Origin of the sequence: Geomicrobium sp. JCM 19039 (assembly GCF_000698145.1) — a bacterium.
Taxonomy (GTDB): Bacteria; Bacillota; Bacilli; order Bacillales; family Marinococcaceae; genus Geomicrobium_A.
This window is the reverse complement of the sequence record NZ_BAXB01000015.1, coordinates 68,354-85,724: the sequence shown is the minus strand read 5'-3', so window position 1 is coordinate 85,724 and position 17,371 is coordinate 68,354. Positions and strand designations below refer to the sequence as shown.

Sequence of the window (17,371 nt, the reverse complement as noted above, 5' to 3'; positions counted from 1 at the left end):
CGTTTCCCTCCAGAAGTTCATCTACGTTTTAGAGCCCAACACGCTCAAACAATACGTCGACATTTTTCATGTGATGTTTTTCGTTGAAGCACTCATCAAGGTCTGCACCTGTTAATACGTCTGTAATCTTCGGTTCTGCTTCGACAAGCGTTCGAAACGGCACGCGCGTTTCCCAAGCTTCCATCGCTTTTGGTTGAACGATGTCATACGCTTCTTCTCGTGCCATGCCACGGTCAATGAGTGCTAACAAAACACGTTGAGAATAGATTAAGCCGAACGTTTTCTCCATATTTTCTTTCATGTTATCTGGATAGACCGTCAACTCATCAACAATCTTCGTAAAACGATTTAGCATGTAATTTAGTAATATCGTGCTGTCTGGCAAAATGATGCGCTCTGCCGATGAATGAGAAATATCACGCTCATGCCATAGTGGCATGTTCTCAAATGCTGTCGTAACGTGACCACGAATCACACGTGCAAGACCGGTCATGTTCTCTGATCCAACAGGATTTCGTTTATGTGGCATCGCAGATGAACCTTTTTGACCTTTTGCAAAAAACTCTTCAACTTCGCGCGTCTCTGTTTTTTGGAGGTTACGAATTTCAACAGCCATCTTCTCGATACTCGTCGCAATGAGCGCTAGTGTAGATACGTAATGAGCGTGTCGATCTCGTTGAAGCGTTTGTGTTGAAATTGGCGCAGTTTGAATTCCTAATCGCTCGCATACGTGCGCTTCAATTTCTGGTGGAATGTTCGCAAACGTTCCGACCGCCCCTGACATCTTACCGACACGTACACCTTCAGCTGCCTGATCAAAGCGATCAAGATTTCGTTTCATTTCTGCATACCAGAGTGCGAGTTTCAATCCAAATGTCGTTGGCTCAGCATGAACGCCGTGTGTACGTCCCATCATTAACGTATAACGATGTTCGTTCGCTTTTTTACCGAGAACATCAATAAAGCGTTCAAGATCTGCACGCAGAATTTCGTTCGATTGCTTCAAAAGATACGAAAGTGCTGTATCAACAACATCTGTTGACGTTAATCCGTAGTGCACCCATTTACGCTCTTCACCAAGCGTTTCAGATACTGCGCGTGTAAAGGCGACAACATCGTGACGTGTACTTGCTTCGATTTCGTGAATACGATCTACATCAAATGAAGCGTTTTTGCGGATCTTCTCAACATCTTCTTTTGGAATGTCTCCGAGCTCAGCCCAAGCTTCACAAGCGGCAATTTCAACTTCTAACCATGCTTGAAAACGATTTTGCTCCGTCCAAATACTTCCCATTTCTTCTCGTGTGTAGCGTTCAATCATTGTGTTGCCTCCATTGTATGTGTACGTATGTGTAGTTGTAGTGATCGTTCTAGCGCTTCTTCAACCGTTGATGCGGTAATGTTCAAATGACCCATCTTTCGTCCAGGTCGAGCCTCGCTTTTCCCATAAAGATGAAGGAATGCATCTGTAAACTCCGGAATCATCTTTATTGCTTGTTCCACATGTTCACCAAGAATGTTGTCCATAATTACTGGGTGATACAGCTTCGGTTTCACGAGCGGCCAGTCACAAATTGCGCGAATGTGTTGCCCAAACTGGGAAACATTGCAACTGTTCATCGTGTAATGTCCAGAGTTATGTGGTCTTGGCGCAAGTTCGTTCACGTAAATCTCATCGCTCGTTGTATAGAACATTTCTACGGCAAGCGTACCGACAAGTTCAATGCTGTTCGCAAACGCTTCTGCCATTTGTACCGCTCGCTTTTTTGCGTCTACACTAATTCTTGCAGGCACAATCGTTCGTTTAAGAATGTTATCTTCATGTATGTTCTCAGCAACTGGGAAGGTTTTAAGTTCACCTATTAGGTTGCGCGTAACGATAACACTAATCTCTTTTTCAAAAGAAACAAATCCTTCAACAACAAGTTCTACACCCTTACGGTAGAGCTCTTGAAATGCTTGATCGCTTTCTTCTCTTGAATGAATCACGTATTGCCCTTTTCCGTCATAGCCTCCACTACACGTTTTAAGAACGGCGGGAGTGCCTAAAACATCAATTGCTGCTTTTAAATCATCCGCAGACGTGATCGCTTTGTACGGCGCGACGGTTAATCCCGCTTCTTCTAACGCTTCTTTCTCACGCAAGCGATGTTGTGTTGTCTTTAATAACGTTATCCCTTGGGGCAACTTTCCAGCTTCTTGCAAAATGGTTGCGGTGTTCGCATCTACGTTTTCGAATTCAAAGGTAACGACATCACTCACTTCGGCTAATTGCTTTACTGCTTCTTCGTCGTTATACGCACCGACAATTTCAATATCTGCGACTTGTGCTGTAGGAGATCCAGCTACAGGTTCAAGCACGGCAATCTGATATCCCATCGCTTTCGCTTCGAGTGCCATCATTCTGCCAAGTTGTCCGCCACCTAGAATACCGATCGTTTGGCCAGGTGTAATCATGATTGTACCTCCTGATTGGCAAGTACATCGTTTTTCTTCGCTTCTCTTCTTGCTTCTAGCTTGTGTGCAAGCTCTCGGTCCCAAACGCTAAGCATTTGTGCTGCAAGCAATCCAGCATTCTCAGCTCCTGCTTCACCGATCGCTACTGTCGCAACCGGTACGCCTTTTGGCATTTGTACGATGCTTAGTAGTGAATCCCATCCACTTAACGTCTTGGATTGTACAGGCACACCAATTACTGGCAACGTTGTTTTGGCAGCAACCATTCCAGGAAGATGTGCAGCACCGCCGGCACCTGCAATAATGACTTTCAATCCACGTTCTCTTGCAGATGATGCGTAGTCAAACATATAATCAGGCGTACGATGGGCCGATACAATCCGTTTCTCATAAGGAATTTGTAATTCTTCTAAAATTTGTACCGCCAACTTCATCGTCGGGTCATCGGATGTACTTCCCATGATTACGCCAACATCAACAGTCATTCTAAACGCTCCTATCTTTAGGCATATCAAAGAACCCGCTGTCTTATTCATTCGAGCACCGGGAGGAGACATGTTGCCATAGACGTACGACAACCATTTGTCTCCTCATAGTCCAGCCATTTACGGTAGCCAGGTAGAAACTTTCGAGCCATATTCTCGAATTTATATGAGGTATCTTGTGAAAGATCAATGAAATGCCTTACTCTTCTTCTATCGTAGTATGCGTCAGATTAATTGTCAATGTAAACTCGAATATTTACAAAGATTAATAATCGATCGTTCGGATATTGGCTAAATAAGGTGAGCGACGACCGCTTTAAGCATCGTTCTTAACCTGAAAGGGTATTTCACGAATCCAACAAGTTCCACTAAAAAACCAAACGAACCGGTTCGTTTGGTATCCCATTCATCTATGTAGAATGAACTTTGGATTTTCTTGTTTTTCACTTTTGGTTCTTACTTCCTATCACAGGGGAAACTTTTACTACAGAGCATAAGGGAACCACCGGTTCACTTCTCTGCCTACTGGCTAGGGTTAATATATAGTAGTTCAAGTGTCGAATAAACGAATTTAAGAGGCGGTTAGGCAAGGAAAAGTGATCATTTTCAAATTGGATACGCACCTATACTCGTAAACTGTAATAATAAGAAATATACGTGACAGTTGAGGCCCTAAAGTGTACTGTTTCAAGGCTGGATTATCACTTAAAAGAGAGTCAGAGGTCGCAAAGGTCCTTGCGCTCAACGAGCACCACTGCTCACGTCTTTTTACCCTTCTCGGCACCGGAAGCTGTCGAAGTGAACTTCGACAGACAAAATCTAGGCGTCCACCCGTAAAGAGCGAACTCAACCATAGGGTTCAGTGAATTTCTTACGTTCAACTTATGTATTTAGTTGCATTTACAATCGGTCAACCACATAATGCAATTCTACAAACTGATTAAACGTCTGCACTTGTTTTAATGACAAGTTATGTTTTGAATCCGTTTCCGGAAACAACCGTACGCCTTTACCAATTAGTTTCGGGGCAACCGTTACAGTGATTTCATCGAGAAGATCTGCTTTCAAGAATGAAGAAACGAGCTCACCGCCACCGACGAGCCAAATGTTCTTTCCACTTTCTTGTTTTAATTGGTTAACGAACGAGTCAAGATCTTCATGAACACGCTGAACGGACGGTTCACCGTCAAGGAATTGGTTTGTAAACACGAATGTTCGTTTATCTTGATAAGGAAAGCCTTCGTTAATCGTTTCTTTTTTAACCCAATCGTACGTTTTTCTGCCCATCAAGACCGTGTCAACCGTTTCATAAAAGGCGGAAATCCCATTGTCGCCTTCACCATCTACTTCGAATAACCAGTCAAGTTGTTCATTCTCAGTCGCAATATAACCGTCTAAACTAACCGCGATAAATAAGACAACACGTCTTTTCTCACACATAAAATCGCCTCTGCTTTATATTCTTTAAGTGGAATCAACTTACAAATAGAATATAGTTTGTTTTTTCTCTACATATAAACGGATCTGAGCTTTTTTGAAGACAAGCTCAGATCCGTTGAACGTCTAATCTTTAGCGACCGCCTCAAACACAATCTTTTGCGCTTTAACGGTTACATTTTGTTCACGATCTTCCGTAAAGATTGGCTTTTCTACTCGCTTTACGGGTCGATAGCCTTCTTCGTCAATTCTCGCTAAACAATCACCAATCGTTTCATTGTCTACAACTTCAAATGTTTTCTTTCGGGCCATTTATCTTCGCAATCCTTTCACCCAGAACCCGCCGAAAAATGCTTTTGGTTCATGGGAAATGATAAAAGCTTTCGGATCAAGTAACTTCACTGTATCATAAAGTAGCTTCTCACTTCGACGAGAAGTCAAAATCTCCATCATTAACCGTTCGCCTTCTCGTCCGTATGCCACCCAGTTGGTTACTCCGTAGCCTTTATCACGCAGTTGGTTAGGAATGTCTGGCTCGTATTCTTTCGTGATGACGTTCACTGTAATGTAGCCTAGGGCGAGCTTTTCTTCAATCTTCATGCCTACAATCACACCAATGCCGTACCCGAGTGCATAGGCCGTCACGTGAAAGACGGATGTCATGTTATCCAAAACGATGCCTAAACCGGTCACGTAAACGACAATTTCAAACATCCCTGCACTTGCTGCCAGTAGTTTTAAGTTTTTCAAGGTTAAGATTAAACGAAGCGTTAACAAACTAACGTAGACAATATTAATCGCAAATATAATGAAAACGACACTCCACGCATGTTCCATTAACTCATTCATTCGGCGGCGCCCTTACCCCCTAGATTTCATTTCCGCCAAAATATATCATGAAATGGAACAAACGAATAGGGGATAAAAAACGCTATTTCCGACAATGAACGACGTTTATTTCTTCGGAATTCCAAGCGCCTCTTCTTCTTTTGGAATCCGCACGAAGTACAAGAACAAAAAATTCAACACCGAAAAAACAGCCATCGTAATGTATGCTTGAAAAATCAATGGCAGGATGAGAATTTCAAGAATGACAACCGCATAGTTCGGATGCTTCAAGAACCGGTAAGGGCCTTCTTCCACACGTTTTCCATCGGGAACGACGAGGATTTTTGTGTTCCAAAAACGGCCTAATGTTAACAACACCCATAACCGTAATCCTTGTATAGCAAGAAACACGAGAAGTAATAGCTGCCATACCGGGGAGAGAGGAAATCCTCGCCAGAACACTTCACTGATTAAAGTTACGAGAAATAATACGTGCATGCCTACCATATATGGATAGTGCCGGGCTCCGTATTCGATCGCACCTTCATCTTTAGTCAGTCGCTCATTTCGCTTCGCAACTTGAAGTTCCAACGACTCGTTGAAATATGACCCAACTCATCACAATGAGAAATAAAATCATCGCTCTTCTCTCCATTCAACCCACAATAATTCAGAACAAAATCCTGGACCAAGTGCCGTCACCAAACCTTGTTCTCCGACTGATGGTCCACGATCGATAATTTCTTTGAACACGTAAAGTACTGTAGGTGAGCTCATGTTGCCATGATTTCTCAGCACCTCTCGCGCCGGTTCCGTATGTTCGCTAGGAAACTGAAGCGATTGTTCATACGCCGTAAGAACTTTTTTCCCCCCTGGATGCGCAACGAACTGATCGATATCCTCTTTTGAGCGGTCAATGACGGATAGAAAGCTAATCACGTTCTCGTCTAACCAGTCGGTCACAATTGAAGGAATGTCTCTTGAAAAAACGACATGTAATCCGGTATCACTTACGTCCCACCCCATCACACGTAAAGAATCAGGCATGAGCGTCGACCTCGTATGTGTAATGACAGGCACATGCGTATGCCGGGACTTCACTTTCTCCCCTTGCATTAATACACAAGCGACCCCATCAGAGAACAAAGATGTGCCGATCAAGTTGCTTTTGCTTTGGTCGTTCGGTTGAAATGTCAAACTACATAGTTCAATACAAAGAATGAGCACTCGCGCCTCTGGAAATGCGCGGCAATACTCATATCCGCGGGACAATCCAGCTGCACCACCTGCACAACCTAACCCCCAAAGTGGAACTCTCTTTGTGTGTGGACTCATGTTTAGCCGATTCATAATTCTTGCATCCAAAGACGGGGTAGACACCCCCGTACTTGTCACACAAAAAATGGCATCAATCTCAGCATCGTCACCTGTGCGTCTTGCAAACACTTCGAAATCGCCTCATGTCCAAGATCAACAGCTTTTTCGATGAACGTATCATTTTTCTCTCCGAAGGAATGGGCCTCTGCATACCAATCGATCGGCATCACGAACTGCCTGTTCACAATGTCACCATTATCAAACACTTGCAACAGCCGATCGATATCTTTATATCGATCTTTAAATATCCGTCTAGCAAACGATGCAATTTCTGTTTGGGATACATTGTTCTCGGGCATTACTGTTGCAATCGCTTCTATTTTCGACAACCTCTCCACCTCAATGCGCATGACTTTATTCTAAGCATCACCAAAAGTGGAAGATTTATGTACAAAAAAATAAAGGGCATTGCTGGTGGTCAATGCCCTTCATCTATCGTTCTATTATACTTCGTCGTCTTCTTCGTCATCATCTGCGCCAAGTGGATCTTCATCGTCTTCCTCACCTAGCGGATCTTCATCGTCTTCACCTAATGGATCTTCATCATCTTCACCGAGTGGATCTTCTGCAGGCTCATCTGCTGGTTCATCCATTGGCTCATCGTCAAGACCATCTTCTTCAGGCGCTTCATCAATGCCACCTTCTGGATCTTCTGGGGCATCTTCCCCGCATGCCGCTAACATACCTACTGAAAGGATTGCCGATAGTGCACCGTATAGAAGTTTTTTATTCATGATCAAACACTCCTCATTCGTTTCATATTGGCTAACCTCGTGTTGTTAGCTGTGAACATCATATCAACGAATCCAGCCATCGCCTAGAGGTTCTGCAGATTTTTGATTTTGCTTTACTTTTTCTCACAATACTGACATCTGTATGCAATCAAAACGATACATCGCCATTCCTCCAATCGCAGGAATGCCCCCGTTGTGTCAAACCCCTGGCCCCTTACGCTCTCTATTATCTGTTACGAGTGTAACCTCCCATTAATCTTTAATTCGAGAGTAATCCCCTCTCAACCAGGGCATACTCCGAGGGTACACATAACTTTCTTTGAAAGGATGAAATGATTGAAACGTACATGGATCACCATAATGGCGCTTCTCCTATGCGCAATTCCTACTATTGTAAACGGGCAACCTGACGAAGCGAGACAAGGAGAGACACTTCCTGAACTTGCAGATGCATACCCAGGTGTGATTTTGATTAGAGGCAACCCCGATACGAATCAGATTGCACTTACCTTTGATGATGGACCTGATCCCCGTTTTACAGAAACCGTGTTGAATACACTTGAAGACTACGGAGTTCAAGCAACATTCTTTGTCATCGGTGAACGGGCCGAAGCAAACCCTGACTACATTCGCCGCATTCAAGAAGAAGGTCATGAACTTGGAAATCACACGTTTTCCCACCCTAATTTGACGGATTTAACTGCCGATCAAATGCAAACTGAAATTGAGCAAACAGACGAGATCATCGAGCAACTCGTCGGCTATCAACCCACACTCTTTCGCCCGCCGTATGGCATGATTCTCGATTCACAAATGGAACGTCTCGAACAAATGGGCAATTATGCAGTGGGTTGGACGGTTGATCCAAACGATTGGCAAGAAATTTCTGCAGAAGAGGTGACAGCGCGCGTACTCGCAGACACGACCGCAGGCGGGGTTATCCTATTACACGATGGCGTAGATGAACCATCTCTTACGGTCAATTCACCTGAAGCTTTAAACGAATTGATTCCAAGACTTCAACAAGCGGCTTTCAGTTTGTCACAGTTGCAGAATTGTTCGACGTGTCTAATGAGAAATAAGCGAAACGCTGATTGGCGATATATTCTATGAACTTTTTTCATAAATAGCATAAGGCAACTTCAAGTATATCTATACCGTTTATAAACGGTAAGCTAGTTGTTGTGTTATTGCCGAAATGTGATGACGTCGAAGCGCACGGTCTGTGCCGCACATCACGATTCTCATATTTGTTCGGAAACAAAAAAGCCTATATTCATCTATAAAAGGACGCGAACCGCTTGCGCATTGATTTTCATAGAGGACAAGGTCGGTCACTCTCTGTAACTCTTTATGCAACCATTCCGGAAATGAATGATGGATCCCCGCTTTAGAACCCGATTCTATGAAGCAACCGGCCAGGTCGTAAACCGAAATGCATTTTAACGCCAAAAGAAAACGCACGTGACCCATGAAAGAAGCGTGTTATCACTCTTCTATAGTTGATGAGGTGTTTACTCATAAACACCTCTAGTTGTATAACATTTGGGGATATTTAGGAGATTGGTGTTCTGGATCGCACCCGAAACGATCTAGATAGAATGAACGTAAGATTTACCTGATTTGCGCTGTTGGGTGTTGGGTTGGAGGGGGAGCGCGGGGCTGGGTGCCATTTTGCGCGCAAGTTTGCCTAGTTTAACGATTTTGGCGCTCATTCCGCTAAACTCCTGCGCAGTTTGTTCCAACTTGCGCGCAGATTCCAGGCTGAAGTGCCAACGACACGTCCGCCCCGCCGGGGGCCGAAACAAAACCGCACTCGGTTCGGCGCGGCACGTGACGACAGCTTGTGGATACTTCAGAGCGAGGATGTACACGTGACTTTGTGAACTGTTCCCACGTTTATGAGAAAATACCGCTTTTCCTGCGATTTTCCCGAACTCGAGCACAGTTTTCACTTTACCAAGCTTACCATTGGTTCTTGCAGAAATATGTTAGTGCAACTAATCTAGATCGCCACTGGATTCCAATATCTCTCCAAATGAGTCCAGGCGCAAAAACTCAAACGGTTATCCAGCGCCCACCGACGGAAAGCGGCGCGACCGGTCTGTGCCGCCTATCCCCCTTATACAGCTACACCCAAAAGAAAACGCACACGGCGCTTGGCCGTGTGCGTTTATTCATTTATCGATTAGTAATCGTTTCAGGGTAAAGGTCATGGTATAACAAACGTTGTTCTGCCATGTTCTCGAACTTCGTACCGGTTTGCCATAATTCACATACGGGTCAATCGAGATGCCACCTCGCGGCGTAAATTTCCCCCATACTTCTATATAACGCGGGTCCATTAATTCAACGAGATCGTTGACGATAATGTTAATCGCGTCTTCATGGAAATCTCCATGATTACGAAAACTAAACAAGTATAATTTTAACGATTTGCTCTCGACCATCTTTACGTCAGGGATATAGCTAATATGAAGCGTAGCAAAATCCGGTTGACCTGTGATCGGGCATAACGTCGTAAATTCCGGGGTGTTAAACTTTACGAAATAATCCCGGTTTTGATGTTGATTCTCAAACGTCTCAAGAACTGCTGGATCATACTCAAAAGAATATGCGGTCCCTTGATTCCCAAGCTGTGTGATTTCTGGTAAGTCTTCTTTTCCTCTGCCAGCCATGGAGATGCTCCTTTATTTCAAATTACACGCCTTGCTTGTTGCCCCAAATGAGTGCATGGATTTGCGGCAACATACGCACATTGTTCAGCTCTCTGTCTTCCATTACGGTGTCTACAAGCCATTCATAACGATGAAGCAAGTGGTCCCGAAGTTTCTCTGGTTGATTCTCATGCAAATCGTCATTACCGACTTGCAAATAAAAAGGCATGTGCGGATACCGTTGATGTACCTGTTTCGCATACGCCAAATCTCCATCGTTAAAGATCACGACTTTGAGCGATTGCGAACCTTCACTTCGCGCTGATAACCGCTCGACAAACAAGTCCAACTGCTCGAAGTTCGTAACCATGGTCGAACTCGGTGGCTTTGGTGAGATGGTCACATCGTCAATACTGAGGAGCCAGTCTTGCCAGTAACTCCCTTGGGTTTCCACCGCAGTTTGTATTTCTCGATCTGTAAGAAGTTCTACGAGCTCACCAATGCCTTTATGGAGCGCTGGGTTTCCACCAGAAATCGTTACATGATTATAACGATCTCCACCGGTGTCGTCCAAACGTTCCAACACATTTTCTGCCGATAGCGCTTCTGCCTTTTGACTGCCATCCCACGTAAATGCTGAGTCACACCACGAGCAACTATAATCACACCCACCTGTACGAACGAACATCGTCTTTTGCCCTGCAACCATACCCTCTCCTTGAACCGTCGGCCCAAAGATCTCTAATACAGGAATTTTCATCGGTGCTCCTCCTGTTTCGGACGATAAATCGCATAGCTTGTTGGGGTTTCCCTCACGATGACTTGCAGACAAAACGGTCGGTGCGCCTCTTTGGACAACAGTTCATCTACTTGGTCCCAAATGACACTTGCCACAACTTCTGTCGTCGGTATACCTGCCTTGAACTCCGGATGTTTATTAAGAAGTGAATGGTCAAAACGACCATGCACTTGTTTTTTTAGTTCCTTAAAATTTATTAAAAATCCAGTGCTGTCAAGCTCATCTCCAGCAACGGTCACATTTACAAAATACGTATGTCCGTGCATTTCTTGGCAAATGCCGGCACTCGGATCGTCAATAAAATGCGCAGCAGCAAAGTGCATATCTTTATTCAACTCATAACGATAGTCATGTTGTACTTGCGGGTAAAACTGCTGAAGCATTAGCGATCACTGCCTTTACGCTCGAGATACTTGTTTAGCCCAAGTTGTCTTAACTCACATGCTGGACATTCGCCACACCCATCACCTTGAACACCGTGGTAGCATGTTAATGTCCGCTCACGTACATAATCGAGCCTACCTAAATCATCCGCTAACTTCCACGTTGCTTCTTTATCCAGCCACATGAGAGGAGTATGAATAACGAAAGTGTCGTCAATCGCAAGGTTTAGCGTTACATTTAAAGATTTAACAAACCCATCACGACAATCAGGATAGCCACTATAATCGGTCTCACACACACCTGTAATGATATGATTCGCCCCACGTTGCTGGCCAAATATCGTAGCAAACGTTAAGAAAAGCAAGTTACGGCCTGGCACAAACGTGCTCGGTAACTCACCCTCTCCTCCATCAGTCACTTCAATATCTGAACGAGTGAGTGCATTTGGAGCAAGTTGGTTCAACAGATCCATATCAAGAATATGATGCTCGACGCCTACGTCTTTCGCGATCGCCTTTGCGACATTCAATTCTTCACTATGACGCTGACCATACGCAAACGTAACCGCATAGACCGTTTCAAAACGCTCTAATGCCCAAAAAAGACAAGTTGTGCTATCTTGTCCTCCACTAAAAACGACGACTGCTTTTTCACGCTTCATCACATACCCCTCCTTTCTATCAGTAAAATAGTCAATCTATATTATCATACAGGTATTTTTCATAAAAATAAAGACGTATGCGACCCTCATTTTTGTGACAGTTTCTCCCACGTTATCTTTGAATTTCATAGCGGTCGACGATTTCTAAGAGCTGCTCTTGATCTGTAGAAATCGGTGTAATTCTTTCCACTTGGCGATCATTTTGAGCAACATGTATGACAAAGTACCCCGCTCCGTTATGAGCTAAATAAAACGTAGGGTTGCCTGATGTATATCGTGTGCCTGTTCCGAGATATTGGTACGTATAATACTGCCAATTTGATTCCTCAAAAATACTCGCTTCTAGCGCCCGTTCTTGATGGACCGTAGAGATATAGTGAATCGGAACGTACAATAACAACATCGCAAGCAGCATACCGGTGATCCAATAGATAGGTGTCTGTTTCACTAGTAACTCCTCCTAAACCGTATCTCGTACACTCTATGTCGATGTCTACTAGATTAGAACGCGTACCCGTTTCAGTTTTTGTCGGATTTCTTTGCATCATTTCTATTGGCTTTTTCGTAGATTTTCCATATACTATGTAATTAAAGAGGAGTGGTGTTCATGAACGCAAAAGTATGGGATCCTTCCCTTTATGACGATACAGCTGCCTACGTTTCCAGGTATGGCAAAGACTTATTAGAAGAGTGGTTAGCTCCTAAAAAAGGGGAAACCATTATTGACCTTGGCTGTGGTACGGGCGAGCTCGCTGACCGCATTACCCAACTCGGCGCAACCGTTCACGGAATTGATTCATCTAGCTCCATGGTTGAAACGGCGAAGGCAAAGTATCCAAACCTATCATTTGAAGTAGCCGATGCGAAAGAATTCAAAGTCGACCAGCCTGTTGACGCTGTTTTCTCAAATGCGGCGCTTCATTGGATGACCGAACCTGATCCAGTACTTCAATCGGTATCTAAATCACTAAAGCCAGGTGGTCGGTTTATTGGAGAGATGGGTGCTCAAGATAACATCGCAACCATTATTGCCGCTGTGAATATGGCTTTTGTAGAGATTGGGCAAGAACCGATGCCGACGATTTTCCCATGGTACTTCCCGAGTTTAGGAGAGTACACGTCTCTACTAGAGAAGCACGGTTTTGTCGTAGAAAAAGCTGTCTACTTCAATCGTCCGACACCGCTCGTCAACGGTGCAGAAGGACTGAAGATTTGGATGCAAAACTTTGCTGATCCACTTTTGCAACCTCTCGAACCTGAAATTCGTGAAGAAGTGTTAGAACGAACCATACAATTTGCTGAACCGGCCCTTCGTGACGGTGACCAATGGTATGCCGATTACGTTCGCCTACGTTTTAGTGCATATAAAGAAGAATAACCTGATATGTTCAGGTTATTCTTCTTTATTTTTCTCATTTTCCTTCATTCTCTTCGCGATCTGTTGGTCATCTGCGCACTCCGACTGTTCCAATTTTGCAATCACACGCCGCTGGCGATCTCGTGAATGGTTTTGGCTCAGTTTCGATTTCCCTTGCAATTCTGTTATTTTCATTTTAAAGCCAACAACGCCTTTTTTCATGCCTTCTATATAGTCGCTATCTTCCAGAAATGTGTCTTCATAAGTGAGCACGAGTTGTTTTAATGCGTCGTGCAGCTCATCATCTCGTAAATATCCCATCGTCCCATACACATGTACGGACTCATAATTCCATGTAGACACCGCTTCTTCGGTTTCATACCATGAAGAAGAAATATAGCTGTGTGCACCGATGAAAATTGCAAGTGCACGCTGCCCTTCAATCGTTTTCCATTGATGATTGGCTCTTGCAAAGTGCCCGATCAAATGCTCTTTATTTTCATCTAGAATGAGCGGTACGTGTGTCGCTTCAGGTATACCGTCTACATCTACTGAAACGAGAGAAGCAAACGGATATTGCTGCAGAAAAGCATAGACTTCATCTTCGTTCTTCATTGCAAAATGCTTAGGAATGTACATGGCCGCCTCCCGAGTGTAAGATTCATTACAATCATATCGCGTTTAAACCATATATCCAATAAGGAGGAAACATCATGAATGAACAAACAATGTTCGATCGCGCAAACGAATTATTCACGAAATATGAACAAGCTTTCAACGGGGCACTGAATGGCGAGATGGATATGCGTCACTTTGCGTCATTTTATACAGATTCTTTCATCGCTGCCAACCGAATGGGGTAATGACCGGGGATAACGATGAATCACTTCAAGTAAATATGAAACAAGGCTATGAATATTACCGATCAATCGGCACAAAAGCGATGCAATGCTTACACGTCAAACTGAACATCATTGATGCTCATCACGGGGTTGCTCACACCGAGTGGCAAGCGAGTTATGTTGTAAACGACAAGACCATTCACGTTCCTTTCGTGCCAACTATTTGCTGCAATTTCAAAAAGGAGAACCGAAATTTCGGTTGGATTACCGGGGATGAATCGGAGTTGTTGCACAAGTACGGTGTTATTTGAGTGAAGAGACTCGCTATTTTTTGTACTCTCTTGACGAAAAATAGCGAGAGCTGTTATATTAATATAGGTTCATACATAAACGCGGGGCTGTAGTTCAGGGGGAGAACGCTTGTCTGGCAGACAAGAGGTCGAGGGTTCGAATCCCTCCAGCTCCACCATACATAGTGACTAACGCATCTTTTCGTACAAAACGAGAAGGTGCGTTTTTTATTTTACTAAGGTAGACTAGAGAAAAAGGAGTGGATGATTGTGGCTACCATTGATGACTTTCAAGTTTTAGACATTCGAATTGGAACAGTAAAAACCGCTGAGCCATTAGCAAAAGCAAAGGTTCCAGCCATTGCAATGAGCATCGATTTCGGTGACGAGATCGGTATCAAACATTCTAGCGCCCAAATAACAAATCGCTATGAACCTGAAGCGGTCATCGGAAAACAAGTGACCGCCGTCGTCAACTTTCCACCTCGAAAGATTGCTGGCTTCACCTCAGAAGTGCTTGTCCTCGGTGCTGTTCCAGGAAAAGGTGATGTCATTCTCTTATCTCCTGATGAACCTGTTGCCAATGGCACATCGATTAGCTAACCATCCGTCAATACACTGGCTCAAACGAGTCAGTTTTCTTTTAACCTCAAGGTTCCATCATGGCCGCATATAAATCTAAGACTTCACGAGCGCTACAAAGTTAGGATCTGCTTCCAATATCGCGTGTTTGGAACTAGACGTCTATTGATTGGAAGCAAACGTGGGGAAAACGTTCATATGCGACTGAATCTGCTTCCAATAGCGGTTCTTTGGAAACAGCTAGTCGATCTAACCGAACCACCCACTCAGCAACTACACGCTCACAAGTCACTCCCTCCACACCCCGAATCACCGATGGATGATCTGATTATCGTCCCGTATCCTCGGACCTGTTTTTCAAAAATATTCTCCCTGCTGATTGACGTTCAGAACATCCTGTGTGTAAATATTAAGAATAGTATTTACAATTTATGTGGAAAAGGGGAATTCGATGAAGCACCTACTCATATTATGTTGGATTTTGCTCATTGCTTTTGCTCCGCTCACAGCCGACGTTCAAGCGAACTCGGTCACAGTAGACACCGCGCAACAAACGACCGAACCGACAAAGGTTTCTGACGTACAACTTCTCATTGAACATCTCAAACGTCACGATGGGTTCATGGATGCACGCGTACATAATGATTTGCAGCGTCAACTCGTCGTCATGCGCATGATGATTGACCCGAATGATACCGATGCACTCACCGAAGCGATGCTCGCTTTCAAAGATGACCTTGCGCTTTACCACGCTCAAAACCGAATGAGTACGACCGCTTACGAGCTTCTCAGAAAAAAATCCGATCTCTATTTATTGCGTGATGAAACGCCGATTGCCACTTTTGATCAAGATTGGAACAACCGTGACACATCACACACACTCGCCTATCACCCACCCGAAGAAGCAGGCTTAACCACCTCATTTATCGATGAGATTGATTCGATCGTCCATGCCGGCATGACAACCGATCAGCTATTCCCTGGTGCAGTCACTCTTGTGGGAAAAGACGGGAAGATTGTTCAACATGAAGCATACGGTGATGCCTATCGTTTTGACGCTGACGGAGAAGAGTTACCTTCAGACGAAAAGATCTCGATGCAGACGGATACGATCTTTGATCTCGCTTCTTTAACGAAAACATTTACAGCGACAGCCGTCATGCAACTCGAGGAACGAGGCTGGTGTCGATTCATGACCCGGTAGCCAATTATCTTCCTCAGTTTGGGACTCATGGCAAAGAAGAAGTGACGATCAAGCAATTACTCACACATACATCTGGTGTACCCGCTTCCATTCAAACGAGCCAATACGATACGGTTGATGACATGTGGGATGCGATCCTAGAAATTGAACTGATCAATACTCCTGGCACGACGATGGTTTATAGCGATGTAAGTATGCTCGTTCTCGGTAAACTTATTGAGGAAGTATCATCTGAACCACTTGATGCGTATATTCATGAGCATATTACAAAGCCCCTTGGCATGAACGAGACGATGTTCAATCCTCCAGAAGAGCTACTCGGGCAAATTGCTCCGACTGAATACACCGACGAGCGCGGCCTTGTATGGGGCATTGTGCATGACGAAAAAGCAGATGACCTCGGTGGCGCAACTGGTCACGCCGGGCTATTCAGCACTGCCTATGATTTGGCGGTTTTTCTACAAATGCTTTTAAATGGCGGGACGTATGATGATGAGCAAATTTTACAGCCAGAAACGGTGGGGCGAATGATGCGAAATGAAATCGTCCGAGAAACCCACATCGGTCAAAGTCTAGGCTGGAACGTTGATCGAGGTTGTTCATGGGTGGGTTATCTTCCCCATCTGCGGTCGGCCATACCGGGTTCACCGGTACAACATTTGTCGTGGATCCGATTACGGACAGTTTCGTCATCTTTCTTTCCAACAGAGTTCACCCGACGAGAGATGAAGGGTCAATCAATACCGTCCGTCATGACGTTGCACAACAAGCGGCTCGTGCAATACCCGTATCTGCACCAAGCGGTGAACCGGCATGGTATTCTGGTTACACACGAAACGCGAGCCATACCCTCTCCTTTTCCATCGATGCGACAGATCATGATGCCATAACGTTTGATACGTGGTTTCATATTGCCAATGACATTGAACGTGACTACGGAATCGTTGAAGTATCCGATGATGACGGTGAAACGTGGCAATCATTGTCTGGTCGGGTCAACCGAGACGACACACAAAACACCATTCACCGCGAATGGGTAGGATCAACCAAATGGGAATGGGTATCCGCAAATTTTCCAATTGCCGATTACTCAGGACCCATCGACGTCCGCTTTCGTTATGAAACGAGCGAATCAAACGGCAGAGGTTGGTATATCGATCAAATAAGTGCTGATGAAAATGGGATTACAGATTTCGATGCGAATGGCTGGGTGTTGACAGATCATTAAGAAGCTTGCCCGCATATGAAAAGATATGCGGGCATTTTGTCGGAAGTAG

19 protein-coding genes, 1 tRNA gene, 3 pseudogenes and 1 riboswitch are annotated in these 17,371 nt (G+C 44.4%); of the genes and pseudogenes, 8 read left to right on the top strand and 15 right to left on the bottom strand.

Features of this window, described 5'->3' with window-relative positions; all coding sequences use genetic code 11:
- Positions 1–28: 28 nt before the first annotated feature.
- The 9 genes and pseudogenes from purB to JCM19039_RS24505 all read right to left on the bottom strand — a co-directional run bounded on the left by purB (position 29) and on the right by JCM19039_RS24505 (position 7,318).
- Positions 29–1,321: an adenylosuccinate lyase gene (gene purB / locus JCM19039_RS14420; protein ID WP_042428372.1), complete on the bottom strand. Its 1,293-nt coding sequence runs from the start codon at positions 1,319–1,321 to the stop codon at positions 29–31.
- On the bottom strand, positions 1,318–2,457 hold the full coding sequence (purK, locus tag JCM19039_RS14415) for a 5-(carboxyamino)imidazole ribonucleotide synthase (protein WP_042428367.1): 1,140 nt from the start codon (positions 2,455–2,457) through the stop codon (positions 1,318–1,320). The genes purB and purK overlap by 4 nt, the downstream gene beginning before the upstream one ends.
- Positions 2,454–2,942 (bottom strand): 5-(carboxyamino)imidazole ribonucleotide mutase, encoded by a 489-nt coding sequence (purE, locus tag JCM19039_RS14410; protein ID WP_042428364.1) that lies wholly within the window; start codon positions 2,940–2,942, stop codon positions 2,454–2,456. Before purE ends, purK begins: the two co-directional genes overlap by 4 nt.
- 88 nt (positions 2,943–3,030) lie before the next feature.
- Positions 3,031–3,132: riboswitch (purine riboswitch) on the bottom strand.
- Between the two features lie 710 nt (positions 3,133–3,842).
- The gene (locus JCM19039_RS14405; protein ID WP_042428361.1) at positions 3,843–4,382 is read right to left on the bottom strand and encodes a dihydrofolate reductase family protein; all 540 of its coding nucleotides are present in this window, start codon (positions 4,380–4,382) and stop codon (positions 3,843–3,845) included.
- Positions 4,383–4,505: 123 nt separating this feature from the next.
- Positions 4,506–4,691: an NETI motif-containing protein gene (locus JCM19039_RS14400; protein ID WP_042428359.1), complete on the bottom strand. Its 186-nt coding sequence runs from the start codon at positions 4,689–4,691 to the stop codon at positions 4,506–4,508.
- Positions 4,692–5,228 (bottom strand): DUF2179 domain-containing protein, encoded by a 537-nt coding sequence (locus JCM19039_RS14395; protein WP_042428357.1) that lies wholly within the window; start codon positions 5,226–5,228, stop codon positions 4,692–4,694.
- Positions 5,229–5,333: 105 nt separating this feature from the next.
- Positions 5,334–5,798, bottom strand: coding sequence for an isoprenylcysteine carboxyl methyltransferase family protein (locus JCM19039_RS14390; RefSeq protein WP_042428355.1), 465 nt, complete (start codon positions 5,796–5,798; stop codon positions 5,334–5,336).
- Positions 5,799–5,843: 45 nt separating this feature from the next.
- Positions 5,844–6,913: pseudogene (locus JCM19039_RS14385) on the bottom strand (type III polyketide synthase).
- Between the two features lie 114 nt (positions 6,914–7,027).
- Positions 7,028–7,318, bottom strand: a complete 291-nt coding sequence (locus JCM19039_RS24505; RefSeq protein ID WP_052398833.1) for a hypothetical protein — start codon at positions 7,316–7,318, stop codon at positions 7,028–7,030.
- A gap of 336 nt (positions 7,319–7,654) precedes the next feature.
- On the opposite strand from JCM19039_RS24505, the gene JCM19039_RS14375 reads away from it, so the two are divergent.
- The gene (locus JCM19039_RS14375) at positions 7,655–8,431 is read left to right on the top strand and encodes a polysaccharide deacetylase family protein (RefSeq protein WP_052398832.1); all 777 of its coding nucleotides are present in this window, start codon (positions 7,655–7,657) and stop codon (positions 8,429–8,431) included.
- A gap of 1,068 nt (positions 8,432–9,499) precedes the next feature.
- Here JCM19039_RS14375 and queF read toward each other — a convergent pair.
- From queF to JCM19039_RS14345, 5 genes and pseudogenes are all read right to left on the bottom strand, one after another.
- Positions 9,500–9,996 (bottom strand): annotated as a pseudogene (queF, locus tag JCM19039_RS14365) (preQ(1) synthase).
- Between the two features lie 22 nt (positions 9,997–10,018).
- On the bottom strand, positions 10,019–10,735 hold the full coding sequence (gene queE, locus JCM19039_RS14360; protein WP_042428351.1) for a 7-carboxy-7-deazaguanine synthase QueE: 717 nt from the start codon (positions 10,733–10,735) through the stop codon (positions 10,019–10,021).
- Positions 10,732–11,157, bottom strand: coding sequence for a 6-carboxytetrahydropterin synthase QueD (queD, locus tag JCM19039_RS14355; protein WP_042399902.1), 426 nt, complete (start codon positions 11,155–11,157; stop codon positions 10,732–10,734). Before queD ends, queE begins: the two co-directional genes overlap by 4 nt.
- Entirely contained in the window at positions 11,157–11,819 is a 663-nt protein-coding gene (gene queC, locus JCM19039_RS14350; RefSeq protein ID WP_042428348.1) for a 7-cyano-7-deazaguanine synthase QueC, read from the bottom strand. Before queC ends, queD begins: the two co-directional genes overlap by 1 nt.
- 112 nt (positions 11,820–11,931) lie before the next feature.
- A complete protein-coding gene (locus JCM19039_RS14345; RefSeq protein WP_042428345.1) occupies positions 11,932–12,267 on the bottom strand; it encodes a hypothetical protein in 336 nt (111 codons plus the stop codon).
- 159 nt (positions 12,268–12,426) lie between these two features.
- On the opposite strand from JCM19039_RS14345, the gene JCM19039_RS14340 reads away from it, so the two are divergent.
- On the top strand, positions 12,427–13,197 hold the full coding sequence (locus tag JCM19039_RS14340) for a methyltransferase domain-containing protein (RefSeq protein WP_042428343.1): 771 nt from the start codon (positions 12,427–12,429) through the stop codon (positions 13,195–13,197).
- Positions 13,198–13,212: 15 nt separating this feature from the next.
- Here JCM19039_RS14340 and JCM19039_RS14335 read toward each other — a convergent pair whose 3' ends face one another.
- Positions 13,213–13,815 (bottom strand): FMN-binding negative transcriptional regulator, encoded by a 603-nt coding sequence (locus JCM19039_RS14335; RefSeq protein WP_042428340.1) that lies wholly within the window; start codon positions 13,813–13,815, stop codon positions 13,213–13,215.
- Between the two features lie 74 nt (positions 13,816–13,889).
- On the opposite strand from JCM19039_RS14335, the gene JCM19039_RS24500 reads away from it, so the two are divergent.
- From JCM19039_RS24500 to JCM19039_RS23900, 6 genes and pseudogenes are all read left to right on the top strand, one after another.
- Complete coding sequence (locus tag JCM19039_RS24500) at positions 13,890–14,039, top strand: hypothetical protein (protein WP_193744254.1); 150 nt, start codon at positions 13,890–13,892, stop codon at positions 14,037–14,039.
- Complete coding sequence (locus tag JCM19039_RS14330; protein ID WP_052398831.1) at positions 14,039–14,329, top strand: hypothetical protein; 291 nt, start codon at positions 14,039–14,041, stop codon at positions 14,327–14,329. The genes JCM19039_RS24500 and JCM19039_RS14330 overlap by 1 nt, the downstream gene beginning before the upstream one ends.
- An 83-nt stretch (positions 14,330–14,412) precedes the next feature.
- Positions 14,413–14,487 (top strand) — tRNA-Ala (locus tag JCM19039_RS14325).
- A gap of 91 nt (positions 14,488–14,578) precedes the next feature.
- Entirely contained in the window at positions 14,579–14,911 is a 333-nt protein-coding gene (locus JCM19039_RS14320; RefSeq protein ID WP_042399891.1) for a tRNA-binding protein, read from the top strand.
- Positions 14,912–15,341: 430 nt separating this feature from the next.
- A pseudogene (locus tag JCM19039_RS25730) lies at positions 15,342–16,624 on the top strand (serine hydrolase domain-containing protein); the annotation flags it as partial.
- Positions 16,625–16,695: 71 nt separating this feature from the next.
- A complete protein-coding gene (locus tag JCM19039_RS23900) occupies positions 16,696–17,322 on the top strand; it encodes a serine hydrolase (protein WP_152550225.1) in 627 nt (208 codons plus the stop codon).
- Positions 17,323–17,371 lie beyond the last annotated feature (49 nt).

Coding starts and splice junctions, on each gene's coding strand:
- JCM19039_RS14395 (WP_042428357.1), bottom strand. CDS start 5,228: ATGAATGAGTTAATGGAACATGCGTGGAGTGTCGTTTTCATTATATTT.
- purB (WP_042428372.1), bottom strand. CDS start 1,321: ATGATTGAACGCTACACACGAGAAGAAATGGGAAGTATTTGGACGGAG.
- queE (WP_042428351.1), bottom strand. CDS start 10,735: ATGAAAATTCCTGTATTAGAGATCTTTGGGCCGACGGTTCAAGGAGAG.
- JCM19039_RS14335 (WP_042428340.1), bottom strand. CDS start 13,815: ATGTACATTCCTAAGCATTTTGCAATGAAGAACGAAGATGAAGTCTAT.
- JCM19039_RS24505 (WP_052398833.1), bottom strand. CDS start 7,318: ATGAATAAAAAACTTCTATACGGTGCACTATCGGCAATCCTTTCAGTA.
- JCM19039_RS14340 (WP_042428343.1), top strand. CDS start 12,427: ATGAACGCAAAAGTATGGGATCCTTCCCTTTATGACGATACAGCTGCC.
- JCM19039_RS23900 (WP_152550225.1), top strand. CDS start 16,696: ATGGGTGGGTTATCTTCCCCATCTGCGGTCGGCCATACCGGGTTCACC.
- JCM19039_RS24500 (WP_193744254.1), top strand. CDS start 13,890: ATGAATGAACAAACAATGTTCGATCGCGCAAACGAATTATTCACGAAA.
- queD (WP_042399902.1), bottom strand. CDS start 11,157: ATGCTTCAGCAGTTTTACCCGCAAGTACAACATGACTATCGTTATGAG.
- purE (WP_042428364.1), bottom strand. CDS start 2,942: ATGACTGTTGATGTTGGCGTAATCATGGGAAGTACATCCGATGACCCG.
- JCM19039_RS14400 (WP_042428359.1), bottom strand. CDS start 4,691: ATGGCCCGAAAGAAAACATTTGAAGTTGTAGACAATGAAACGATTGGT.
- queC (WP_042428348.1), bottom strand. CDS start 11,819: ATGAAGCGTGAAAAAGCAGTCGTCGTTTTTAGTGGAGGACAAGATAGC.
- JCM19039_RS14330 (WP_052398831.1), top strand. CDS start 14,039: ATGACCGGGGATAACGATGAATCACTTCAAGTAAATATGAAACAAGGC.
- purK (WP_042428367.1), bottom strand. CDS start 2,457: ATGATTACACCTGGCCAAACGATCGGTATTCTAGGTGGCGGACAACTT.
- JCM19039_RS14405 (WP_042428361.1), bottom strand. CDS start 4,382: ATGTGTGAGAAAAGACGTGTTGTCTTATTTATCGCGGTTAGTTTAGAC.